Origin of the sequence: Primorskyibacter flagellatus (assembly GCF_900176485.1) — a bacterium.
Lineage (GTDB): Bacteria > Pseudomonadota > Alphaproteobacteria > Rhodobacterales > Rhodobacteraceae > Primorskyibacter > Primorskyibacter flagellatus.
On record NZ_FWYD01000011.1, the window covers coordinates 1 to 17,252 of the forward strand.

14 protein-coding genes are annotated in these 17,252 nt (G+C 60.9%); 6 read left to right on the forward strand and 8 right to left on the reverse strand.

What is annotated here, in order from left to right:
- The first annotated feature begins 313 nt into the window (after positions 1-313).
- Positions 314-2,545, forward strand: a complete 2,232-nt coding sequence (locus B8991_RS13310) for an ExeA family protein (protein WP_084353491.1) — start codon at positions 314-316, stop codon at positions 2,543-2,545.
- Between the two features lie 47 nt (positions 2,546-2,592).
- Here B8991_RS13310 and B8991_RS13315 read toward each other — a convergent pair whose 3' ends face one another.
- The 3 genes from B8991_RS13315 to B8991_RS13325 form a co-directional block, all read right to left on the reverse strand.
- Positions 2,593-3,666, reverse strand: coding sequence for a TAXI family TRAP transporter solute-binding subunit (locus B8991_RS13315; protein WP_235866630.1), 1,074 nt, complete (start codon positions 3,664-3,666; stop codon positions 2,593-2,595).
- 8 nt (positions 3,667-3,674) lie between these two features.
- Positions 3,675-5,465: a coiled-coil domain-containing protein gene (locus B8991_RS13320; protein WP_143514597.1), complete on the reverse strand. Its 1,791-nt coding sequence runs from the start codon at positions 5,463-5,465 to the stop codon at positions 3,675-3,677.
- A 305-nt stretch (positions 5,466-5,770) separates the two neighbouring features.
- Entirely contained in the window at positions 5,771-6,814 is a 1,044-nt protein-coding gene (locus B8991_RS13325) for a Gfo/Idh/MocA family protein (protein ID WP_084353493.1), read from the reverse strand.
- A 275-nt stretch (positions 6,815-7,089) separates the two neighbouring features.
- On the opposite strand from B8991_RS13325, the gene B8991_RS13330 reads away from it, so the two are divergent.
- From B8991_RS13330 to cydX, 5 genes are all read left to right on the forward strand, one after another.
- Positions 7,090-8,715, forward strand: coding sequence for an ABC transporter ATP-binding protein/permease (locus B8991_RS13330; RefSeq protein ID WP_084353494.1), 1,626 nt, complete (start codon positions 7,090-7,092; stop codon positions 8,713-8,715).
- Positions 8,712-10,379, forward strand: coding sequence for an amino acid ABC transporter ATP-binding/permease protein (locus tag B8991_RS13335; protein ID WP_084353495.1), 1,668 nt, complete (start codon positions 8,712-8,714; stop codon positions 10,377-10,379). Before B8991_RS13330 ends, B8991_RS13335 begins: the two co-directional genes overlap by 4 nt.
- Before the next feature lie 147 nt (positions 10,380-10,526).
- Complete coding sequence (locus B8991_RS13340) at positions 10,527-12,194, forward strand: cytochrome ubiquinol oxidase subunit I (protein WP_084353496.1); 1,668 nt, start codon at positions 10,527-10,529, stop codon at positions 12,192-12,194.
- Between the two features lie 5 nt (positions 12,195-12,199).
- A complete protein-coding gene (gene cydB / locus B8991_RS13345) occupies positions 12,200-13,354 on the forward strand; it encodes a cytochrome d ubiquinol oxidase subunit II (RefSeq protein ID WP_084353497.1) in 1,155 nt (384 codons plus the stop codon).
- A gap of 15 nt (positions 13,355-13,369) precedes the next feature.
- The gene (gene cydX / locus B8991_RS13350) at positions 13,370-13,510 is read left to right on the forward strand and encodes a cytochrome bd-I oxidase subunit CydX (protein ID WP_084353498.1); all 141 of its coding nucleotides are present in this window, start codon (positions 13,370-13,372) and stop codon (positions 13,508-13,510) included.
- Between the two features lie 126 nt (positions 13,511-13,636).
- On the opposite strand, the gene nusB is transcribed toward cydX, so the two are convergent.
- From nusB to rlmB, 5 genes are all read right to left on the reverse strand, one after another.
- On the reverse strand, positions 13,637-14,119 hold the full coding sequence (gene nusB / locus B8991_RS13355) for a transcription antitermination factor NusB (RefSeq protein WP_084353499.1): 483 nt from the start codon (positions 14,117-14,119) through the stop codon (positions 13,637-13,639).
- Positions 14,116-14,664, reverse strand: a complete 549-nt coding sequence (locus B8991_RS13360) for a 6,7-dimethyl-8-ribityllumazine synthase (protein ID WP_084353500.1) — start codon at positions 14,662-14,664, stop codon at positions 14,116-14,118. Before B8991_RS13360 ends, nusB begins: the two co-directional genes overlap by 4 nt.
- On the reverse strand, positions 14,664-15,788 hold the full coding sequence (gene ribB / locus B8991_RS13365; RefSeq protein ID WP_084353501.1) for a 3,4-dihydroxy-2-butanone-4-phosphate synthase: 1,125 nt from the start codon (positions 15,786-15,788) through the stop codon (positions 14,664-14,666). Before ribB ends, B8991_RS13360 begins: the two co-directional genes overlap by 1 nt.
- Positions 15,789-15,974: 186 nt before the next feature.
- The gene (locus B8991_RS22315) at positions 15,975-16,166 is read right to left on the reverse strand and encodes a hypothetical protein (RefSeq protein ID WP_412780867.1); all 192 of its coding nucleotides are present in this window, start codon (positions 16,164-16,166) and stop codon (positions 15,975-15,977) included.
- 202 nt (positions 16,167-16,368) lie between these two features.
- Complete coding sequence (gene rlmB, locus B8991_RS13375; protein WP_084353571.1) at positions 16,369-17,145, reverse strand: 23S rRNA (guanosine(2251)-2'-O)-methyltransferase RlmB; 777 nt, start codon at positions 17,143-17,145, stop codon at positions 16,369-16,371.
- Positions 17,146-17,252: the final 107 nt, after the last annotated feature.

Here is a 17,252-nt window from a genome sequence, read left to right on the forward strand (position 1 = left end):
CCATCGTCGTCTCCTTCTGAATACTCAGAACGAAACTCGCCGTTGGCTCAGTGCAACGGAACCGCAGAAATCAATGGGACGGGGACGGCGCATACCTTGTTGCGAGGTCCACCAACGGACCGAAATCCTCTGATGATGCGTGACAACTGACGAAAGACCTTAGGTCGCGAAATTGGTAGCGACCGTCACCTATTCGGGCAGACAAGCGACCACGCAACATGACGACCCAGCCCCCTCACAACCCCAAGTGTTATGAGACTCGCAATATTCGCCGCGATAGTTCATAATTTATGGGGGATTAACATTAACAGCTATGTATATAGATTCTTTCAATCTTCAGAGTCGCCCATTCGCGATTGTGCCGGATCCGGATTTTCTGGTTTGGACAACGCAGCATAAAACTGTCTACCGAAAACTAGTGCGAAACGTCCTGACCGGCGCGAACATGACGTTGTTCACCGGCGAGGTGGGTTGCGGGAAAAGCACTATCCTTCAGGCACTTATGAAGGCGACCGAGATCGAGAAAGGGCGCCGCGTTATCCTGATTTCAAGCCGACTGAACTCAGCCAGAGAAGTCCCTCAACAAATCCTGTTGAGCCTGGGAAAACCATTCGCGGACCGCTCGACCGAAGAATTGGCGGCATTTGCGATAGCCGAGATGGCCAGAACGGCTGCGGAACAAATGCCGCCGCTGCTGATTATCGACGAGGCCCAAACCCTGGCTGACGATGCAGCACTCTTGTTGGCTCATATTGCATGGGACGAGCCACGAGCAGACTTGCGCTGTTCGATCATTCTTGCCGGACAACCCGAACTTCGGAAGCTTGTCGCACGGGCGTCGATGAAGCCCCTTGCCGACATGATCGACGATCGGATTCAGGTGCAACAACTGCCTGAGGACGAAATTGCCGCCTATGTCGAGGGGCGGCTTGCATTGGCTGGCTATGCAGGCAATCGTCTGTTCGAAGGCGATGCGCTAGACGAGATATATGCATATTCGCGAGGCACGCCACGATTGATAAACAAGCTGTGTGATCTGGCGCTTTTCTGTGCGGCGAAGCAGGGCCGCAGAACAATTGACGCGGCCTTTATCCGTGAAGTGCAAGAGGAGTGGAGCCCACCTGGCGGTGCCCGGATCACCTCGGATCATTCGCACCCGTCACGGGATATCAAACCGCTGTCGTCACCGCCCTCGTCAATTGCGCGCGATGGTTCGAAGGTTGCGCCTCGTCAGCCAGCCGCACTACCAAAGCTGCCGAAAAAGATTGCGGCAACCGCACCGGGAACAAGCGAACGGCCGTCAGAAAGCACTTCGCCCTCTGACCCCAAGACGCCGCACGGTCAGGTGGTAGAAATATCGCCCGCCCCTGAAGCCGAAAAGCTGTCTGAAAACTCCGATCCATCGCCCCTGCCCCGTCGTCGCAAGACACGGCTGGTTCTGGGTGGATTGGCTGCGGCGGCCTGCGCCGTTCCCTTCGTTCTTGTTCTGAACCTGATAAATGATCCGATACAAGAGCCACCGACCGGATCGATCCAGCAGGCCGGCGATGCGACGCGGTTACCGGTGCCCACCACCACCAAAGAGCCCATTTCAGCGCCCGCTCAAACAGCTATTGCGCCTGCACCCGACACGGGTACTCAGCCGGCGGCACAGGAGCTGAAAATCCTGAAACAAGCCATCGCTGCGGCCAAGGCAGAACAGCAGGCGTTAGAGGCTGAACTTGCGCGGCAATTACAAAACCTTGAGGCAACACCTTCGGCAACGGTCAGCCACGATGTGCAGCGTGAGGACGTCACAAACCGCACAGCACAGACCCCGGACAAGGTTCCTGGGAAGGATGCACTGCAAAGCAGACCCGACGCAGGAGGCGCAGATACACCCGATCCGGCATCCGATCTGGCCGCCGTGTTCGAACCAAAAAGACCACCAATTGGCAGGGTCGATGCCACGCAAGCGGTGTCCAGGTCCACGATCCAGCCGCTCGGGCCGGATGGCCTGTCAAAGACAGAGCCACCGAAACCCGCGCGGCTTGAACCTGTGCGCCTGACGACGAATGACGAAGAGCGGCTGCGTTATTTCCGCGCCGGGCTGGACAGCGCCAGCCCCAGGGACAGCGCGATCAATTATACGCGTGCGGCGTTGCGGGGACATCCGCGCGCCGCCGAATATCTCGGTCAGTTGTTCGATACCGGTGATGGTGTGGCGCTTGCCTCGGAGATTGCACAACGCTGGTACGCGGTTGCCGATGACGCCGACACGGTGTTCCAGACAGAGATCGCGCCGGGCAGCATCGCGGCCGGGCAGCAAAGCGTTCGGCCACTGACAGTTTTCGTGACGGACGGGACTGCTGAATTTATCTGGGAGGGCAATGCCGACCTGTTTTCAGTCGAATTGGCCGATCAAGATAAAACACTCATCGGCCTTGCAGCCTCGCCATTGACCGCACTTAGCGTGAAGCTGCCGGAACAGGCTGCGTTCTGGCGTGTGACGACAGGATCAGGTGCGTCCTTTGACTGGCAAGCCATCCCATTCCAGAACGACTAAGCCCCCCGTGACAGGGGGGCTGAACATGGGTTGCGGAATGTGTCTGACTAGCAGCCGATGACAGAACAGATGCGCTGACGGTAGGCGCTATTCGCTTCGCTATCCGGAACCGCCTCCATCCCACCAGAGGAGCAGCTTAGCGGATAGTTTGCCGCGAGCCCCGCATTCGCGCATTCGGACACGTCCCAGCCCGGCGGAATATCCGTCAGATCGACTTGCTTCCATTTCGGATGCCCGTTCTGCTGCAAATCGCCAAATCTGGTGAAGATCAGATTGGAGACATCGGACACGGCCTTGCAGCTTGCAGCATGATACGAATTGCGGCGCGGTTCGTATTCATAGGTCATCAGAACAGCCTTTACCGCCACGACCGGAACAGGATCGGTCTGAAACGCGTAGGTCGATGCCGGGATCTGTGTCGGGACATAAACAGCCTGCAGAAGCGGGTCTTCGAACGGCACGAGGTGAAAACGTTCCGCGTCGATCCTTGTATCCTGAAACAGTTTGGTCGGCGCGCCCGCGACATAGAAAAAGCCGTCAAGGTCATCTGCCAGAAGCTGTTCCAAGGCTTCGGCCGGGCCGATGGTATGCACCTCTGCGGGCGTGATGCCCAGAAGATCCAGTATCAACGAAGCGGTCAGGAAGGTGCCGCTGTCCTCAACGCCGACGGCCACGCGCTTGCCGTTCAGATTCGCCGGGCTTGCGATACCCTTGGACGCCAGCAAATGCACTTCTTCATTGTAGAGCGGAAAGGAAATCCGCACCCCGGCAATCGCGCGGGCAATTGCCGGATCATTCGCCGAATAGGTCTTGAGATATTCGAGCACATCGCTTTGCACGATCCCGAATTGCGTCGCCCGCCGTTTGCGCACGCCAAGGAAATTTTCAAGCGAGCCGGCGCTTTCCACGACATGCAGCGTCTGGTCACACTCGGCCATCAGATTGGCAATATCGTTTCCGAACTGAATATATGTCCCCGTTGGCGATCCGGTAAGAATATTCTTCTCGAATTCCTGAGCCTGCGCAGAGGAGACCCCCAATAACAGAACAAGGCTCGTCGCAAAAACATGCAGCAGGCATCTGTGCAAGATGTCCATCGCCATCCCCTTTTCTCGTTTCATGCTAATCATCAACAACGTCCCAGATCCTGAAGCAGGAACAGCAGCGTCTGGCGGTTCACGGTCCCGAAGACGCTGGCAAGTGCTTCATGGGCACATGCGCCCTCGCTCAACAAGGTGGACAACTGCTGGGTTTGTTGTTGTGATGCGGCTTCCAGACCGGGGGCGTTCGACACAGTGCTTGCCACCAGTCCGAAAGGCCGGGGATCGCCGCGAGGTGCTGCCATGGGCTGCGCCGCAGCAGGCGTGCTTGCGGGCGCTTCTTCGGCGCTTTCAAGTGCCGCACGCTGAGCGGCGAGCATGTCGCGCGCTTCGACCAACTCCGATTGCAAAGCGGCCAGGCGTTCCTCGCCCGACGCAACCTCTGCATTCAAGTAAGACAGGGCATCTTCAGCTTGCCGCGCTTCGGCATCCAGTTCCGCTTGCCGTGTCGAAACGGTCTGTTCAATCTCGGCCAGACGGGTCTGCGCCTCCGCTTCCAACTGTGCCGCACGCTCCTGCGCATCGGCTTCCATCTGGGCAATCCGTTCCTGTGCAGAGGTTTCCATCTGCGCGGTCCGCGCCTGCGTTTCTTCCTGAACCTGTGCCAGACGCTGCTCGGCGGTGTCCACCTGAGCCGCCAGATCCTGTACTTCCGCCTCCAGCCGTAGCCTGTTCGCTTGCGCTTTTTCCTCAAGCTCTGCGATTTTGGCCTGCACTTCAGCTTCGCGGGCCTGCGCGTCGGCTTCGACCTGCGCCATCCGCTCTTGCGCGGCGTCCTCAATCAGGGCCGCACGGTCTTCAGCCTCTGCCTCCAACTGGGCGTAGCGCTCTTGCGCGGTGGCATCCAGTTGGTCCTTGCTCTGCTGACTGGCGGCTTCGGCGGTCTTGATTTCCTGCGCCAACTGCCCTGCGCGCTCTTCGGCCTTGGCAACGTCGTTTTGCACCTCTGCAAGCTGCGCGTTGACGGCCTCCAGCTCTTTTCTGCGCTCGTCCCTTTCGGCAATCGCCGTTGCTGTCTCGGTCCGTGCTGTTTCAGCGTCGGCCTGAACGGTTTCAACCTCGACAAGGGCGTTCTCACGCGCTGTCTGCGCATCCTGCAACTCTTGCAGCGCGGTCGCCTTGGTGCTTTCAGCGGCATCAATTTCGGCCTGAAGATCGCTCAGCTGTGCTTCGGCCATCTGAATGTTGTCTGCAAGTTTGTCAGCCTGTGCGCTTGCCTTGGCAAGTTCGGCTTCGGCGGTTTTCTGTTGCTCCTGCAGCGTCGCAGCGCGCTCTTGTGCCGCCAGGGCATTGGCTTTTTCCGTCTCCAGGTTGGATGTTGCGGTCGCGATCTCGCCATCAAGCGCGTCGGCCTGCGCGGTCAGCTCAGCATTCCTGGCTTCAAGCGCGGCTTTGGTCTCTTCAGCCTTGGCGATGTCGGCCTGCATCGCTTGCAGCTGCTCGGCGGCTGCGCCTGCACGAGCTTGCGCGTCGGCCTCAAGCTCCACCAATTCCGACTGTTTCTCGGCAAGGCTGGTCGTGAGGACGTCCACTTCTGACTGCGCGGCGACGAGCGTTTCCTGAACCTCGCCAACTTGCGCCCGCGATGTTTCGATCTGGCTTTCCAGATCGCTGAGCACGGCCTTTTTCTCCTCCAGTGCGGCCTCGATCCCGGCGGACTCGCTTTCAAGCGTCGCGATGATCTTTCTGAACGCTGACGCTTTCTGAGAAAGCTGGTTTACATTTTCCGTCGCGGCCGGTTCCGTTCCCTGACCGACAGCCGGCAGGGCGACGTTCAGCAGGACGATGATTTGAGACGCCAAGACAATTGAACGAAACAACTTTCCCCACCCCAGATAAAAACAAAAGAATAATAGGAGATTGTTGGCGCAGTCCCGATCAAAAATCAAGAACTGCGTCGATTCGACGGGTTTTTCTTAAAGTTGAGCCATCAACCTCTCGCGCGATGATGGGTTGAATTCTGCGGATGGTACCGGTGCGTAATATACCGGTTGGCGACCGTATTGGCCGCAACAATTTGCCGGCCAAAGAGCCTCCCCCACCGACCCTGCGGCCTGGCTTTGATGCTATCGTCGGGATCCGCGCCGCGTTGCCCGGATTTGTCGCGGCCCATCGCCGGAGGCCATTACTGCCGAATGTCGACCGGACACCCGTCACGCGACGACCTTTCGATGGCGTCGATCAGCCGGTGACACGCCAGCGCCGCGCGCCCGGTGACCACGGGCGGCCGGTTTTCCTGTACCGCGTTGACAAAATCCTCGATCATGCCCTGATGCCATTCGTGGTTGTTCACAATCGGACCAGTGTCACCCGCGCTGCCGATTGCAACGGGTTCGTCGTCAATACGACCATCACGCCAGAGAACCTCCAGCATATCCGTGCCAAGACGCAACGACGCATGTTCGAAATGAAGTGCAATCATCTCTTTTCGCTGTGGAAAACTGGCGGTGCTCGCAACAAGCGAGCCGATCGCCCCGGACGCAAAGCGCAGGCCCGCCACGGCGAAGTCCTCGGCTTCCATCCGGTGCAGAGGCGTCGTTGCGGTCATCGCCTGCACTGACGCCACAGGTCCGGTCAGGCTGAGCGCAAGGTCGATCGTGTGGATCGCTTGCGTCAACAATACTCCGCCGCCGTCGCGCGCGTAGGTGCCACGCCCAAGCTCTTCGTAGTAGGACTGGTCCCTCCACAGCGGTGCGGCGATCTCGACATGCCCAAGCTTGCCGAACGCGCCGCTTGCAATGCGCTGCGCTGCCGCCTTGGATGGCGAGCGCACGCGATGCTGGAACAGGACGCCCAGCGTGACACCCGCGCTTTCGCAAATCTCGACAACCTGCACAGCCTTCTCCAGCGTCCGCGCGACCGGCTTCTCCAACAGAATATGCTTGCCTGCCTTGGCGAGCGTTTCAATCAACTGGATCCGCACGCTGGGCGGCGTCGCGACGATAACAATCCGGATCGCCGGATCATCCGTCACTTTCGACAGGTCCGAGGTGAACAGTGGTGCCGCACCGTCGTACTGTTCAGCCAGATGCTCGGCCCGTTCCGGTCGTGTAGAGACAACGGCCACCAGCCGAACCCGGTCGCCCGCTGCCGAAAGCGCGGCAACATGGGTCTTGGCGATCATGCCCGCGCCGATCAACGCAACCCCGATCCATTGTTCATCATCCATTACTGCACTCCATTGTTTCCACGACCCAGAAAACAGACACTCTCACCGCCGTCTACACCGCTTGTTGGACATTGTACCGTGCGGAGTTTCTTCGGACGACAAGCATTTGCCGGTTGTCTCGCGCCTCGCTACCTGGTGTTGATGCCTTCCTCCGGCCCAGTGATCGTCGTAGCGATGACGTTTTGACCATCCGCTCTCGGTCAATATGACACAACAAATCTGCCTCTGGCTTGGGCTATAGGCTTGCCGGATAGATATGATGGCAAGGCAAGCCGATGCGAGATGTGCTGACCCTGACAAAACCTCAAGCCGACAGGTTGCGGATCTGCGCGTTTCTGCGCATCTGTGCCGATTTGCTGTGGGTGGTTCAGGCTTATGCGGTTGCCGCAGTGATCGCCGGCTGGCTGGAGGATGATGACCATGGGATCGCCCTTGTCATCCTCTTTGCCGCAACCGGTGTTCTGCGCGCCTTGCTGTCATATGGCGCGGGACGACTTGTCTTCGATCTTGGACAGCAGGTGGTGCAACACACACGACGCAAGTTGCTTGATGCGCAGACGGTACGGCTTGACGCTGCCCTGTCCTCGGCAGAAGTCGCCGCGCTTGTCTGTGACAAAATCCCGCTTCTGGCCCCCTATTTCACACGATTCCGGTTGGCGATGATCCGAGTGCGGGTGGTGCCTGTGGCGTTTGTCCTGATTGCGCTGACCCAATCCTGGGCGGTCGCGATTGTGCTTTTGGTAACAGGTCCTCTTATTCCCGTTTTCATGGCGTTGATAGGCTTGGCCGCCCGCGATGCCAGCGCCCGCCAGATGGTCGAGATTGGGGCCGTGAACCGCCTTCTCGTGGATCGGATTGCCGCCTTGCCGGACATCCTGTTGCTTGGTGGGTTCGACAGATCGCGCGCATTGTTTGTCACCCGCGTCGACGCATTGCGTGAAAAGACCATGGCGGTTCTGCGCATCGCCTTTCTGTCCTCGACCGTGCTGGAGCTGTTTTCGGCCATCGGCGTGGCGATGGTTGCGCTTTATGTGGGGTTCTCGCTTCTGGGCGAAATCACATTTGGCATATGGGGAGCACCTTTGAGCATTTCTCAGGGTGTGTTTCTTCTGCTTCTTGCGCCCGACTTCTTCCAACCCCTTCGTGATCTGGCAGCCGCCTGGCATGACAAGGCCGGGGCAGAGGCCGTGGCTGAAGAGCTTGCCGGACTGGACGTCGCGCCCGTTCTGCCGATCCTCGGCAGAGGTGCAAAAGTCGCGCCCCTTTTCGGCCCAATATCGATATCCGTTAACCAAGCCGAGACGTTTGCTGGCATCAATCTGCCCGATTTCAGTATTGGCCCGGGCGAAAGCGTGGCCCTCACAGGTACCAGCGGGTCGGGGAAATCGACGTCGCTGACGGCGCTGGCCGGACTACTGCCCCTGTCTTGCGGACGCATCACCGTGATGGGGCAGATTCTGAATGCCGAGAACGCCGATGCGTGGCGCGCGCGACTGACGCTGATGCCGCAGCACATCCATATTCCCGACACCACCCTGAGCGAATTTCTCGACCCGCACGGCACCAAAGCTGACCTCGGCCCCGCATTGAGGATCGCCCATGCAAGCGACATCGTCGCCGCCCTGCCCCACGGGCTTGATACCCGGTTGGGCGAACTTGGCGCGGGCGTTTCAGGTGGCGAGGCGCGGCGGTTGCTTCTGGCGCGCGCCTTCTTCAGCGGGGCGGACGTTATCCTGGCCGATGAGCCCACGGCGGATCTTGACGCGGTCACGGCTGGTCTGATCATCGACGCGCTGCGCCGCGCACAGGACAGCGGCAAGACCGTCATCGTCGCATCGCATGACCCGCTTCTGATTGATGCGATGGACCGCACCGTAGGATTGCCGGAGGTACAAGCATGAGGCGGCTTTGGCGCGTTGCAAGCCTGCTTTGGCAGGCGTCCCCCTGGGCGATGTGGCGCGGCGCTGCGGCGGCACTGACGGTGCTGGTCATGGGGGCGGCCTTGCTAGGCCTGTCGGGATGGTTCATCACGGCGACGGGGGCGGCTGGACTGGCGGGGATCGGCATTGCCTTTGACGTCTTCCGCCCCAGCGCCGGGGTCCGGTTTCTCGCTTTGGGGCGCGCCAGCGCACGCTATGCCGAGCGGTTGCTGACCCATGACACCACGCTTCACGCCTTGGCAAAGCTGCGTCTGGCACTGCTCGACCGGTTGCGGCATTGCCCAATTGACCAACTGCGACGCCTGCGCAGCGCGGCCGAGCTGACGCGGATCACGGCAGATGTCGATGCGCTTGACGGGCTGGTGCTGCGCCTGATCTTGCCGCTTCTTGCCGGGCTGCTGACCCATATCGCGGCCTTTGCGATGCTCTGGTGGTTGACCGTGCCAAGCGTGGCGCTGTCGATTGCCGGCGGCTACCTTTTGGGCGGCGGGCTTGTCCTGTGGCTGACTGCGCGCGCCGCGCTTGTGCCCTCCAAAACCGCCGAACGCAGCCGCCAGACCCTGCGCCGTCAAGTGATCGGCCTGTTTCGGGGCCAGCGCGAGACCATCCAGCAAGGCTTGCTACCGCGGCGACGGGATGAACTGAACCTCACCGAGCGCGCGGAACAAAATGCCGAGAGCCGCCTCAATGTGATCGACGAACGCGCCGGGTTGGTGCTGAACCTCATTGTCACCCTGACCGCCGCCGCAGCCCTTCTCGCCGGAGATATTGCTGTCGGGCTGAGCACGCTAAGCCCCGCCGCAGCGGCCATCGGATTTTTCGCAGCACTTGGCCTTGCCGAAACCCTGCTGCCGCTACGTCGCGGTCTGGCAGAACTGGGGCGGATGCACGATGCCGCCGGTCGCATACTGCCATCTGAAACGCCAAAGCCCGCAGCCCTGCCCCTGCCCGAGGTGTCGCCAGACCATCAGACGGCGCTTGTCCTTGATCGTGTCACCGTGGCCGCACCCGGCCGCCAAACCCCGCTTATGGCGGCGCTGTCGCTGACCCTGCCCCTCGGCGAAACGACCGCGCTGACGGGGCACAGCGGGCTGGGCAAAAGTACGCTACTGGATGCCATCGCCGCAGTGAGTGCGCCGCTATCGGGTAGGGTCACGCTGCTCGGCACGTCCATATCGGATTGGCCAGATAAGCAATTGCGCGAGCATCTGACGCTGGTGCCGCAACGCGCGCGGCCCGTCGGCGGCTCGATCCGCGAAAATCTTGCGATCGCGTGCGATGATCTGAACGACAGCGCCGCATGGGAGGCGTTAACCACAGTCGAACTGCACGGCGTGGTCCAACGCATTGGCGGGCTGGACGCCACGCTTGGCGAAAGCGGAACTGGTCTGTCGGGTGGCGAGGCGCGGCGGCTTGCCCTTGCCCGCGGGGTTCTGCGCCGCCCTTCCGTTTTGCTGCTGGACGAGCCGACCGAAGGGCTTGAGGGGCCGCTTGCACGGCAGGTTCTGGCAAACCTGAAACACTCCCTGCCCGACACGGCCATCCTGATCGCCTCTCACCGGCGGGCAGAACAGGAAATGGCCGATTATCTGATCACTTTACAGCCAACACATGCCGAAAAATGAATATTTTTGATCCACATCAATTTGCCTCTTGGCACGCGGGTGTTAGGTCTCGTGCTAAAGCTGAGTCTGCGGCGCAGGATTTCCTGTACCCCGGCGACGTTCCGCCCACTATAACCATCGTGGCGGCTATGAAAGGAACACTGAACCATGGAGCTTAATGTCGTCGAGCTGTCACGCCTGCAATTTGCGCTGACGGCGATGTATCACTTCCTCTTCGTGCCGCTGACGCTGGGCCTGTCGATCCTCGTGGCGATCATGGAAACCGTCTATGTGATGACGAACCGGCCGATCTGGCGACAGATGACAAAGTTCTGGGGCCTGCTTTTCGGCATCAACTTTGCGCTTGGCGTCGCGACGGGCATCACGATGGAATTCCAGTTCGGCATGAACTGGAGCTATTACAGCCATTATGTCGGTGACATTTTCGGCGCGCCGCTGGCGCTGGAAGGGATGATGGCCTTCTTTCTGGAGGCAACCTTTGTCGGGCTGTTCTTCTTTGGCTGGGACAAGCTGAGCAAGCTTGCGCATCTCGCCGTGGCCTGGCTGGTCGCCATCGGCTCCAACTTCTCGGCCCTGTGGATCCTGATCGCCAATGGCTGGATGCAAAACCCGGTGGGCGCGGAGTTCAACCCCGAAACCATGCGCATGGAGATGACAAACTTTTTCGATGTGATCTTCAACACCGTGGCGCAAGCCAAATTCGTCCACACCGTATCCGCTGGCTATGTCACGGCTTCGGTCTTCATGCTGGGCGTGTCGGCGTGGTATCTGCTGAAGGGCCGCCATATCGAGCTTGCGCGGCGCTCCATCGCCGTGGCCTCTGCCTTCGGGCTGGCCTCTGCGCTGTCGGTGGTCGTGCTGGGCGACGAGTCCGGCTATTCCGCCAGCCATACCCAAAAGATGAAGCTGGCCGCGATCGAGGCGATGTGGGACACCCATCCCGCCCCCGCCCCTTTCACCGCCATAGGCTTTCCGAACCGCGAAGCGCGCGAGACGCATTACGCTGTCGAAATCCCGTGGGTCATGGGACTTATCGGGACACGGTCGCTGACCGAAGAAATCCCCGGCATCAATCAGTTGGTCGAAGAAGCAGAGGTCAATATCCGGTCCGGCCTGATCGCCTATGACGCCCTGATGACAATCCGGACAGAACGTGATGAAACCCCCGCTGACATTCGCGCCAAGTTCGAGGCGCATTCCGACAACCTGGGTTTCGCGCTCTTGCTGAAGCGGTATGTGGACGATCCACGGGACGCCACCGAACAGCAGATCGCACAGGCTGCCGACGACACTGTGCCGGGCGTCGCACCGGTCTTCTGGGCGTTCCGCATCATGGTGGGGCTTGGATTCACCTTCATCGCGGTGATGCTGTATTTCTTCTATCGCGCCAGCTTTCGCGGCATGCAATTTCCCCGCTGGGCGCTTCGCGGGGCGGTGGCCATTATCCCTGCCCCCTGGATCGCGGCAGAGCTGGGCTGGTTTGTCTCCGAATACGGGCGGCAGCCGTGGACGGTGGACGGCGTGCTGCCAACGGCGCTGTCGGCCTCGCATCTCAGCGTGATGGATCTGCTGATCACGCTCGCAGGGTTTACCGCTTTCTACTCCGTCCTTTTCGTCATCGAGATGGCGCTGATGCTGAAATACATCCGCAAGGGTCCGTTCGAGGATGTCGAGGAAACCGATGCCTGGACCATCCGTCACGAACACCGACTGCGCACCCATGACGGCAAGGACCCGTTCGCATCGGATGCCGCTGAACCCGGGTCCGCCCCCTTAAGCAACGCGCGCCACCCCGGCGCAACACCTGCGGAGTAACGGATATGATCCTTTCCGATCTGATAGAGCTTGAGACGTTGCGCGTGATTTGGTGGGCCCTGATGGGTGTGTTGCTGATCGCTTTTGCCCTGACCGACGGGTTCGACATGGGTGTGGGCACGTTGCTGCCCTTCGTTGCCAAAACGGATGTCGAACGCCGCATCGTAATCAATACGGTCGGCCCGGTCTGGGAGGGCAACCAGGTTTGGTTCATCCTTGGTGGCGGCGCGATCTTCGCGGCATGGCCTCCGCTTTACGCGGCCAGTTTCTCGGGCTTCTATCTGGCGATGTTCGCGCTGCTGGCCGCACTGATCCTGCGGCCCGTGGCGTTCAAATACCGCTCCAAACGCGAAAGCACGGCATGGCGAGCCGGTTGGGACCGGGCGCTGTTCGTCGGCAGTTCCGTCCCCGCGCTGCTGTTCGGCGTGGCGGTGGGCAATGTGCTGCTGGGCGTTCCCTTCTATCTGACGGATGACCTGATGCCGATGTATGAGGGCAATTTCGCGATGAAGTTTCTGGGGCTGCTGCGCCCCTTCGCGCTGCTGGCAGGCGTGGTGTCGCTGTCCATGCTGGTGATGCATGGTGCCGCCTGGCTGTCGCTGAAGGCCGAAGGTCCGCTGGCCGCGCGCGCACGCGCCATCGGCACCTATGCGGGCATGATCGCCGCTGCGACCTATGCACTGGCGGGTCTGTGGCTGGCTGTCGGCATTGACGGTTTCGCCATTCAGGGAGAGGTCGTGCGCGACGGCCCGTCCAACCCGCTTTACAGCACGGTCATTCACGGCGGCAGTTGGCTGTCGGCCTATTCCGACCGGCCGTGGATCGCCATTGCGCCGCTGATGGGCTTTGTCGGGATCGCGCTGGCCGTGCTTGGCCTGCGGGCGGGGCGCGAGGTCTCGACCCTGCTGTGGTCGAAGCTGGCGATTACCGGCATCATCTCGTCCGTCGGGCTGACGATGTTTCCCTTCATCCTGCCCTCCACCGTCCGGCCCGACAGTTCGCTGACCGTCTGGGATGCGTCGTCATCCCATCTGACGCTTTTCGTGATGCTGGTGGCGGGCGCGATCTTCCTGCCGATCATCATGGCCTACACGGCCTGGGTCTACAAAGTGCTGTGGGGCAAGGTCACCGAAGACGACGTTTCCGAGCAAAGCTACTGAAGGAAGGAAAGAGTAATGTGGTATTTCGCCTGGCTCCTGGGCCTGCCTCTGGCCGCGATGTTCGCGGTTCTGAACGCGATCTGGCTGGAAATGCGCGAGGATGCGCGCCTGATCAGCGAAGCCGACGAGGACGATCCGACCATCAAGTCACAATAGAGCGCCACCAGCCAGAGCGGGCAATGGCGGGTTAGTGTGCCGGACTGCGGCACCGCGACCGCCGGGCTCATTTGAGCATGGAATAAATACGAAGCCGTGCTGACGCGCACAGAGTATGAAGCTTGCTCAGAATGCTTCGGGGCGCGCCTCTCGGGCCATGTGGTCCAGCACCGCGTTGACGAAGCTCGCCTCCTTGCCCTCGGGAAAGAAGGCCCGCGCCACATCGACAAACTCGACAATGACGACCTTGGGCGGCGTATCGGCCAGCACCAGTTCCGCGCCGGCCGCGCGGAACAGCGCCCGCAACGTCGGGTCAATGCGCGCAATCGGCCATTTGGCCACCAGCGCCCGGTCGGTCATCTGGTCGATCCGCGCCTGGTTGTTCACCGCCTCGTCCAGCAACGTGCCGAACAGATCGGGATCGCCTTCGGCCATCTCGTCGCCTTCGTAGACCGCGCCAAACCGGTGGTCGAGGAACTCAACCCGCACCTGATCCGAGGTCTGGCCGGAATGCTCCATCTGGAACAGCGCCTGCACCGCATAAAGGCGGCTGGCGGATTTCATCTTGCGGCGCTGGTTGCCCGACAGGGGCGCGGTTTCAGAGGTCATGCGGTAGACGGGCCCTTGGTTTGACCAGCGATCCGATATTCGTCAGAGGCCGGACGAAACCCGACCCCCTTGCGCTGGCCGCCCCACTTACGAGCGAGCGCGATCAGATGCAAGGCCGCCGCAGCGGCACCACCGCCCTTGTTCTGGTCTGCGGGATCGGACCGCACGGCGGCCTGTTCGTGGTTCTCCACCGTCAGGATGCCATTGCCGATGCAAAGCCCTTGCAGACCAAGCAGTTGCAACGCGCGGCTGCTGTCGTTGCAGACCGTGTCGTAATGCGTCGTCTCGCCGCGGATCACGCAGCCAAGTGCAACGTAACCGTCAAAGTTGCTTTGACGGTCGGCGATGCCGATGGCTGTCGGTACTTCCAGCGCGCCGGGAACCTCAACCGTCTCATGGGTGCCGCCGCAAGCCTCGATCTCGGCCCGTGCGCCTTCCAGCATTCCGTCCGCGATGTCGCGATAATACGGCGCGACCACGATCAGCAGCTTCACAGCGCGATCGAATTCGGGTCGCGGCAGCGTGTAATGCGATTGCCCGGCCATCAGCCCAGCTCCGAAATCTTGCGCGTGCCCACGATCTCCAGCCCGTAGCTTTCCAGACCGACCACCTTGGGCTGTGGCGAGTTCGTCAGCAGCGTCAGCCGTGACAGCCCCAGCGAGGACAGGATCTGCGCGCCCAAGCCATATTGGCGCAGCGTCTTCGGCGATACCTCGTCATGCACGTCCAGCTTCATCGACGTGTCGCGCAGCAGAACGACAACGCCGCGGCCTTCCTCGGACACGGCCTTCATGGCTGCGCGAAACTCGTCCGCGCGCCCGCGCGGGCCGGTGCCGATCACATCCAGCATCGGGTCCATCGCATGCATCCGCACCAGAACAGGGTCGTCTCCGGTAATGTCGCCCTTGACCAGCACGATATGCTCGTCGCCGTGGGTGCTGTCGGAATAGATCCGCATCGTCCATTCGCCACCGAATTCGCTGGTGATCACCTCTTCCTTCTGCACCCGCACCAGGTTGTCGTGGCGGCGACGATAGGCAATCAGATCGCTGATCGTGCCGATCTTCAGCCCGTGACGCTGCGCGAATGCCACCAGTTCCGGCAGCCGCGACATGGAACCGTCCTCGCTCATGATCTCGCAGATCACGCCCGAAGGGTTCAACCCGGCAAGGCGGCTGACATCGACCGCAGCCTCTGTATGTCCTGCGCGCACCAGCACGCCGCCCTCGCGGGCACGCAGCGGGAACACATGGCCCGGCGTGGCAATGTCCTGCGCCCCCTTGGAGCCGTCAATCGCCACGGAAATCGTCCGCGCCCGGTCGGCCGCGGAAATGCCGGTTGTCACGCCTTCGCGCGCCTCGATCGAGATCGTGAACGCCGTTTCATGGCGCGAGGAATTGTTGGTGCTCATCAATTGCAGACCAAGTTCTTCGATCCGGTCCGATGACAGCGACAGGCAGATCAGCCCGCGCCCATGCGTCGCCATGAAGTTGATCGCATCCGGGGTGGCCATCTGCGCGGGGATGACCAGATCGCCCTCGTTCTCGCGGTCCTCATGGTCGACCAGAATGAACATACGGCCGTTGCGGGCGTCCTCGACAATCTCTTCGATCGACGAAATCGCATCGCTCCAGTTTTCTTCGACGGGTCCGGGTTCGTTATAACTCATGGGCAATCCCTTTGCGTGTTACCCCGCAGATAATTGACCGCGACGAGTTTGACCAGAGCCTGCCTGTGCAAACCTTATGACACGACATCAACGCGCAACGAAGCGCTCTGCCGCCCTGCCACCGCTATGAGGTACAAAATCGCCGTCAGTATTTGCCTTCCGGATGCTGTCCGTCCGCGAGACAGCTCAATCGAACAGATCCTCAATGACGTCAAACGCCTCTTCGACGAAACGCAGCGCCAAACCTTTCCGCTTTTTATAGCGCGCTTTTTTGGGTTTGCGGGACGGTCTGTCCCTCATGGGCATGGCCGGTTTGCTCCGCCGCATGGTCTTGCCCTGTGCCCCCTTGGCTACCGCCGCAGCGTCCGTGCGCAACATCTTCAGATTGTGCAGTGGTGCACCGCAAGAGGTGCAGGCCAATTCGTGCCGAACATCCCCTCTCAGTTCAAGCGCTGCACGGGTTCCGCAGTAACAGCAGGTGGCAATCTTGGTATTGGCGGTCATTCGAAATCTCTGCTCACGTCTCCGGTGGTCCGCCTGAAATATTGAGGGCCGCCCTTCGCGTTACAAGCCCCTGTGCTCACGGGCGCGCAGCATAGAGCGACACCGCCGCGGCATTGGACACGTTCAGAGAACCGAAATCCCGCGCAAAGGGGATCTTGACCAATTGATCGCAGGTATCCTTGGTCTTGGGCCGCAGACCCGGCCCTTCGGCCCCCAGAACCAACGCCACCGGACGATCCCGACAACCATCCAAAGCGGACTCCAGCTCGATCTCGGCCTCCCCGTCCAGACCCAGAAGCACATAGCCCATGTCGCGCAGCTTGTTCATCCCCTCGGCGAGGTTGCGGATGCGCAGGTATGGCTGACGCTCCAGCGCGCCCGACGCAGTCTTGGCAAGCGCACCGGTTTCGGGGGCCGAATGATGTATCGTCCCGATCACCGCCGCAGCCCCGAACACCTCGGCAGAGCGCAGGATGGCCCCCACATTGTGCGGATCGGTCACACGGTCGAGCAGAACAAGGCGCGGTGGCGCGGTGCCATCGCCCAGGCACACATCTTCCAGCCGCCCCCAGTTCAGCGGCTTGACTTCCATCGCGGCCCCCTGATGCACCGATTGCGGATCAAGTGGTGCCGAAAACCTGCGCGGATCGCTCATTTCCGGGTCAATCCCGGCAGCGGCAATAGCTGGTGCCAGTTTATCGGCGGCGTTCTGAGTCACGATCAGGCGCAATTTTTCGCGTGCGGGATTTTCCAACGCATCGCGCACGGCATGCAGACCGAACAGCCACACGGTCTCTGACCCGGCAGCCTTTTTTGCCTGTTCCTTCTCGACCACCCATTTTGGTTTTTTCATCTGCCCGTTTCCCCATTCGCCACGGCCCGCGACAATGCGACGACGCTCTGCCCGGCGCAAGGGATTTTCCTGTTGACGCCAGTTTGGGGCAAATGTAATCACCCCCT

Excerpts from the sequence above, each read along its gene's own strand:
- rlmB (WP_084353571.1), bottom strand. The coding sequence starts at position 17,145 with ATGAAAAAACCAAAATGGGTGGTCGAGAAGGAACAGGCAAAAAAGGCT.
- B8991_RS13310 (WP_084353491.1), top strand. The coding sequence starts at position 314 with ATGTATATAGATTCTTTCAATCTTCAGAGTCGCCCATTCGCGATTGTG.
- cydX (WP_084353498.1), top strand. The coding sequence starts at position 13,370 with ATGTGGTATTTCGCCTGGCTCCTGGGCCTGCCTCTGGCCGCGATGTTC.
- B8991_RS13340 (WP_084353496.1), top strand. The coding sequence starts at position 10,527 with ATGGAGCTTAATGTCGTCGAGCTGTCACGCCTGCAATTTGCGCTGACG.
- nusB (WP_084353499.1), bottom strand. The coding sequence starts at position 14,119 with ATGACCTCTGAAACCGCGCCCCTGTCGGGCAACCAGCGCCGCAAGATG.
- B8991_RS13335 (WP_084353495.1), top strand. The coding sequence starts at position 8,712 with ATGAGGCGGCTTTGGCGCGTTGCAAGCCTGCTTTGGCAGGCGTCCCCC.
- B8991_RS13325 (WP_084353493.1), bottom strand. The coding sequence starts at position 6,814 with ATGGATGATGAACAATGGATCGGGGTTGCGTTGATCGGCGCGGGCATG.
- B8991_RS13315 (WP_235866630.1), bottom strand. The coding sequence starts at position 3,666 with ATGAAACGAGAAAAGGGGATGGCGATGGACATCTTGCACAGATGCCTG.
- cydB (WP_084353497.1), top strand. The coding sequence starts at position 12,200 with ATGATCCTTTCCGATCTGATAGAGCTTGAGACGTTGCGCGTGATTTGG.
- B8991_RS13360 (WP_084353500.1), bottom strand. The coding sequence starts at position 14,664 with ATGGCCGGGCAATCGCATTACACGCTGCCGCGACCCGAATTCGATCGC.
- B8991_RS22315 (WP_412780867.1), bottom strand. The coding sequence starts at position 16,166 with ATGTTGCGCACGGACGCTGCGGCGGTAGCCAAGGGGGCACAGGGCAAG.
- ribB (WP_084353501.1), bottom strand. The coding sequence starts at position 15,788 with ATGAGTTATAACGAACCCGGACCCGTCGAAGAAAACTGGAGCGATGCG.
- B8991_RS13330 (WP_084353494.1), top strand. The coding sequence starts at position 7,090 with ATGCGAGATGTGCTGACCCTGACAAAACCTCAAGCCGACAGGTTGCGG.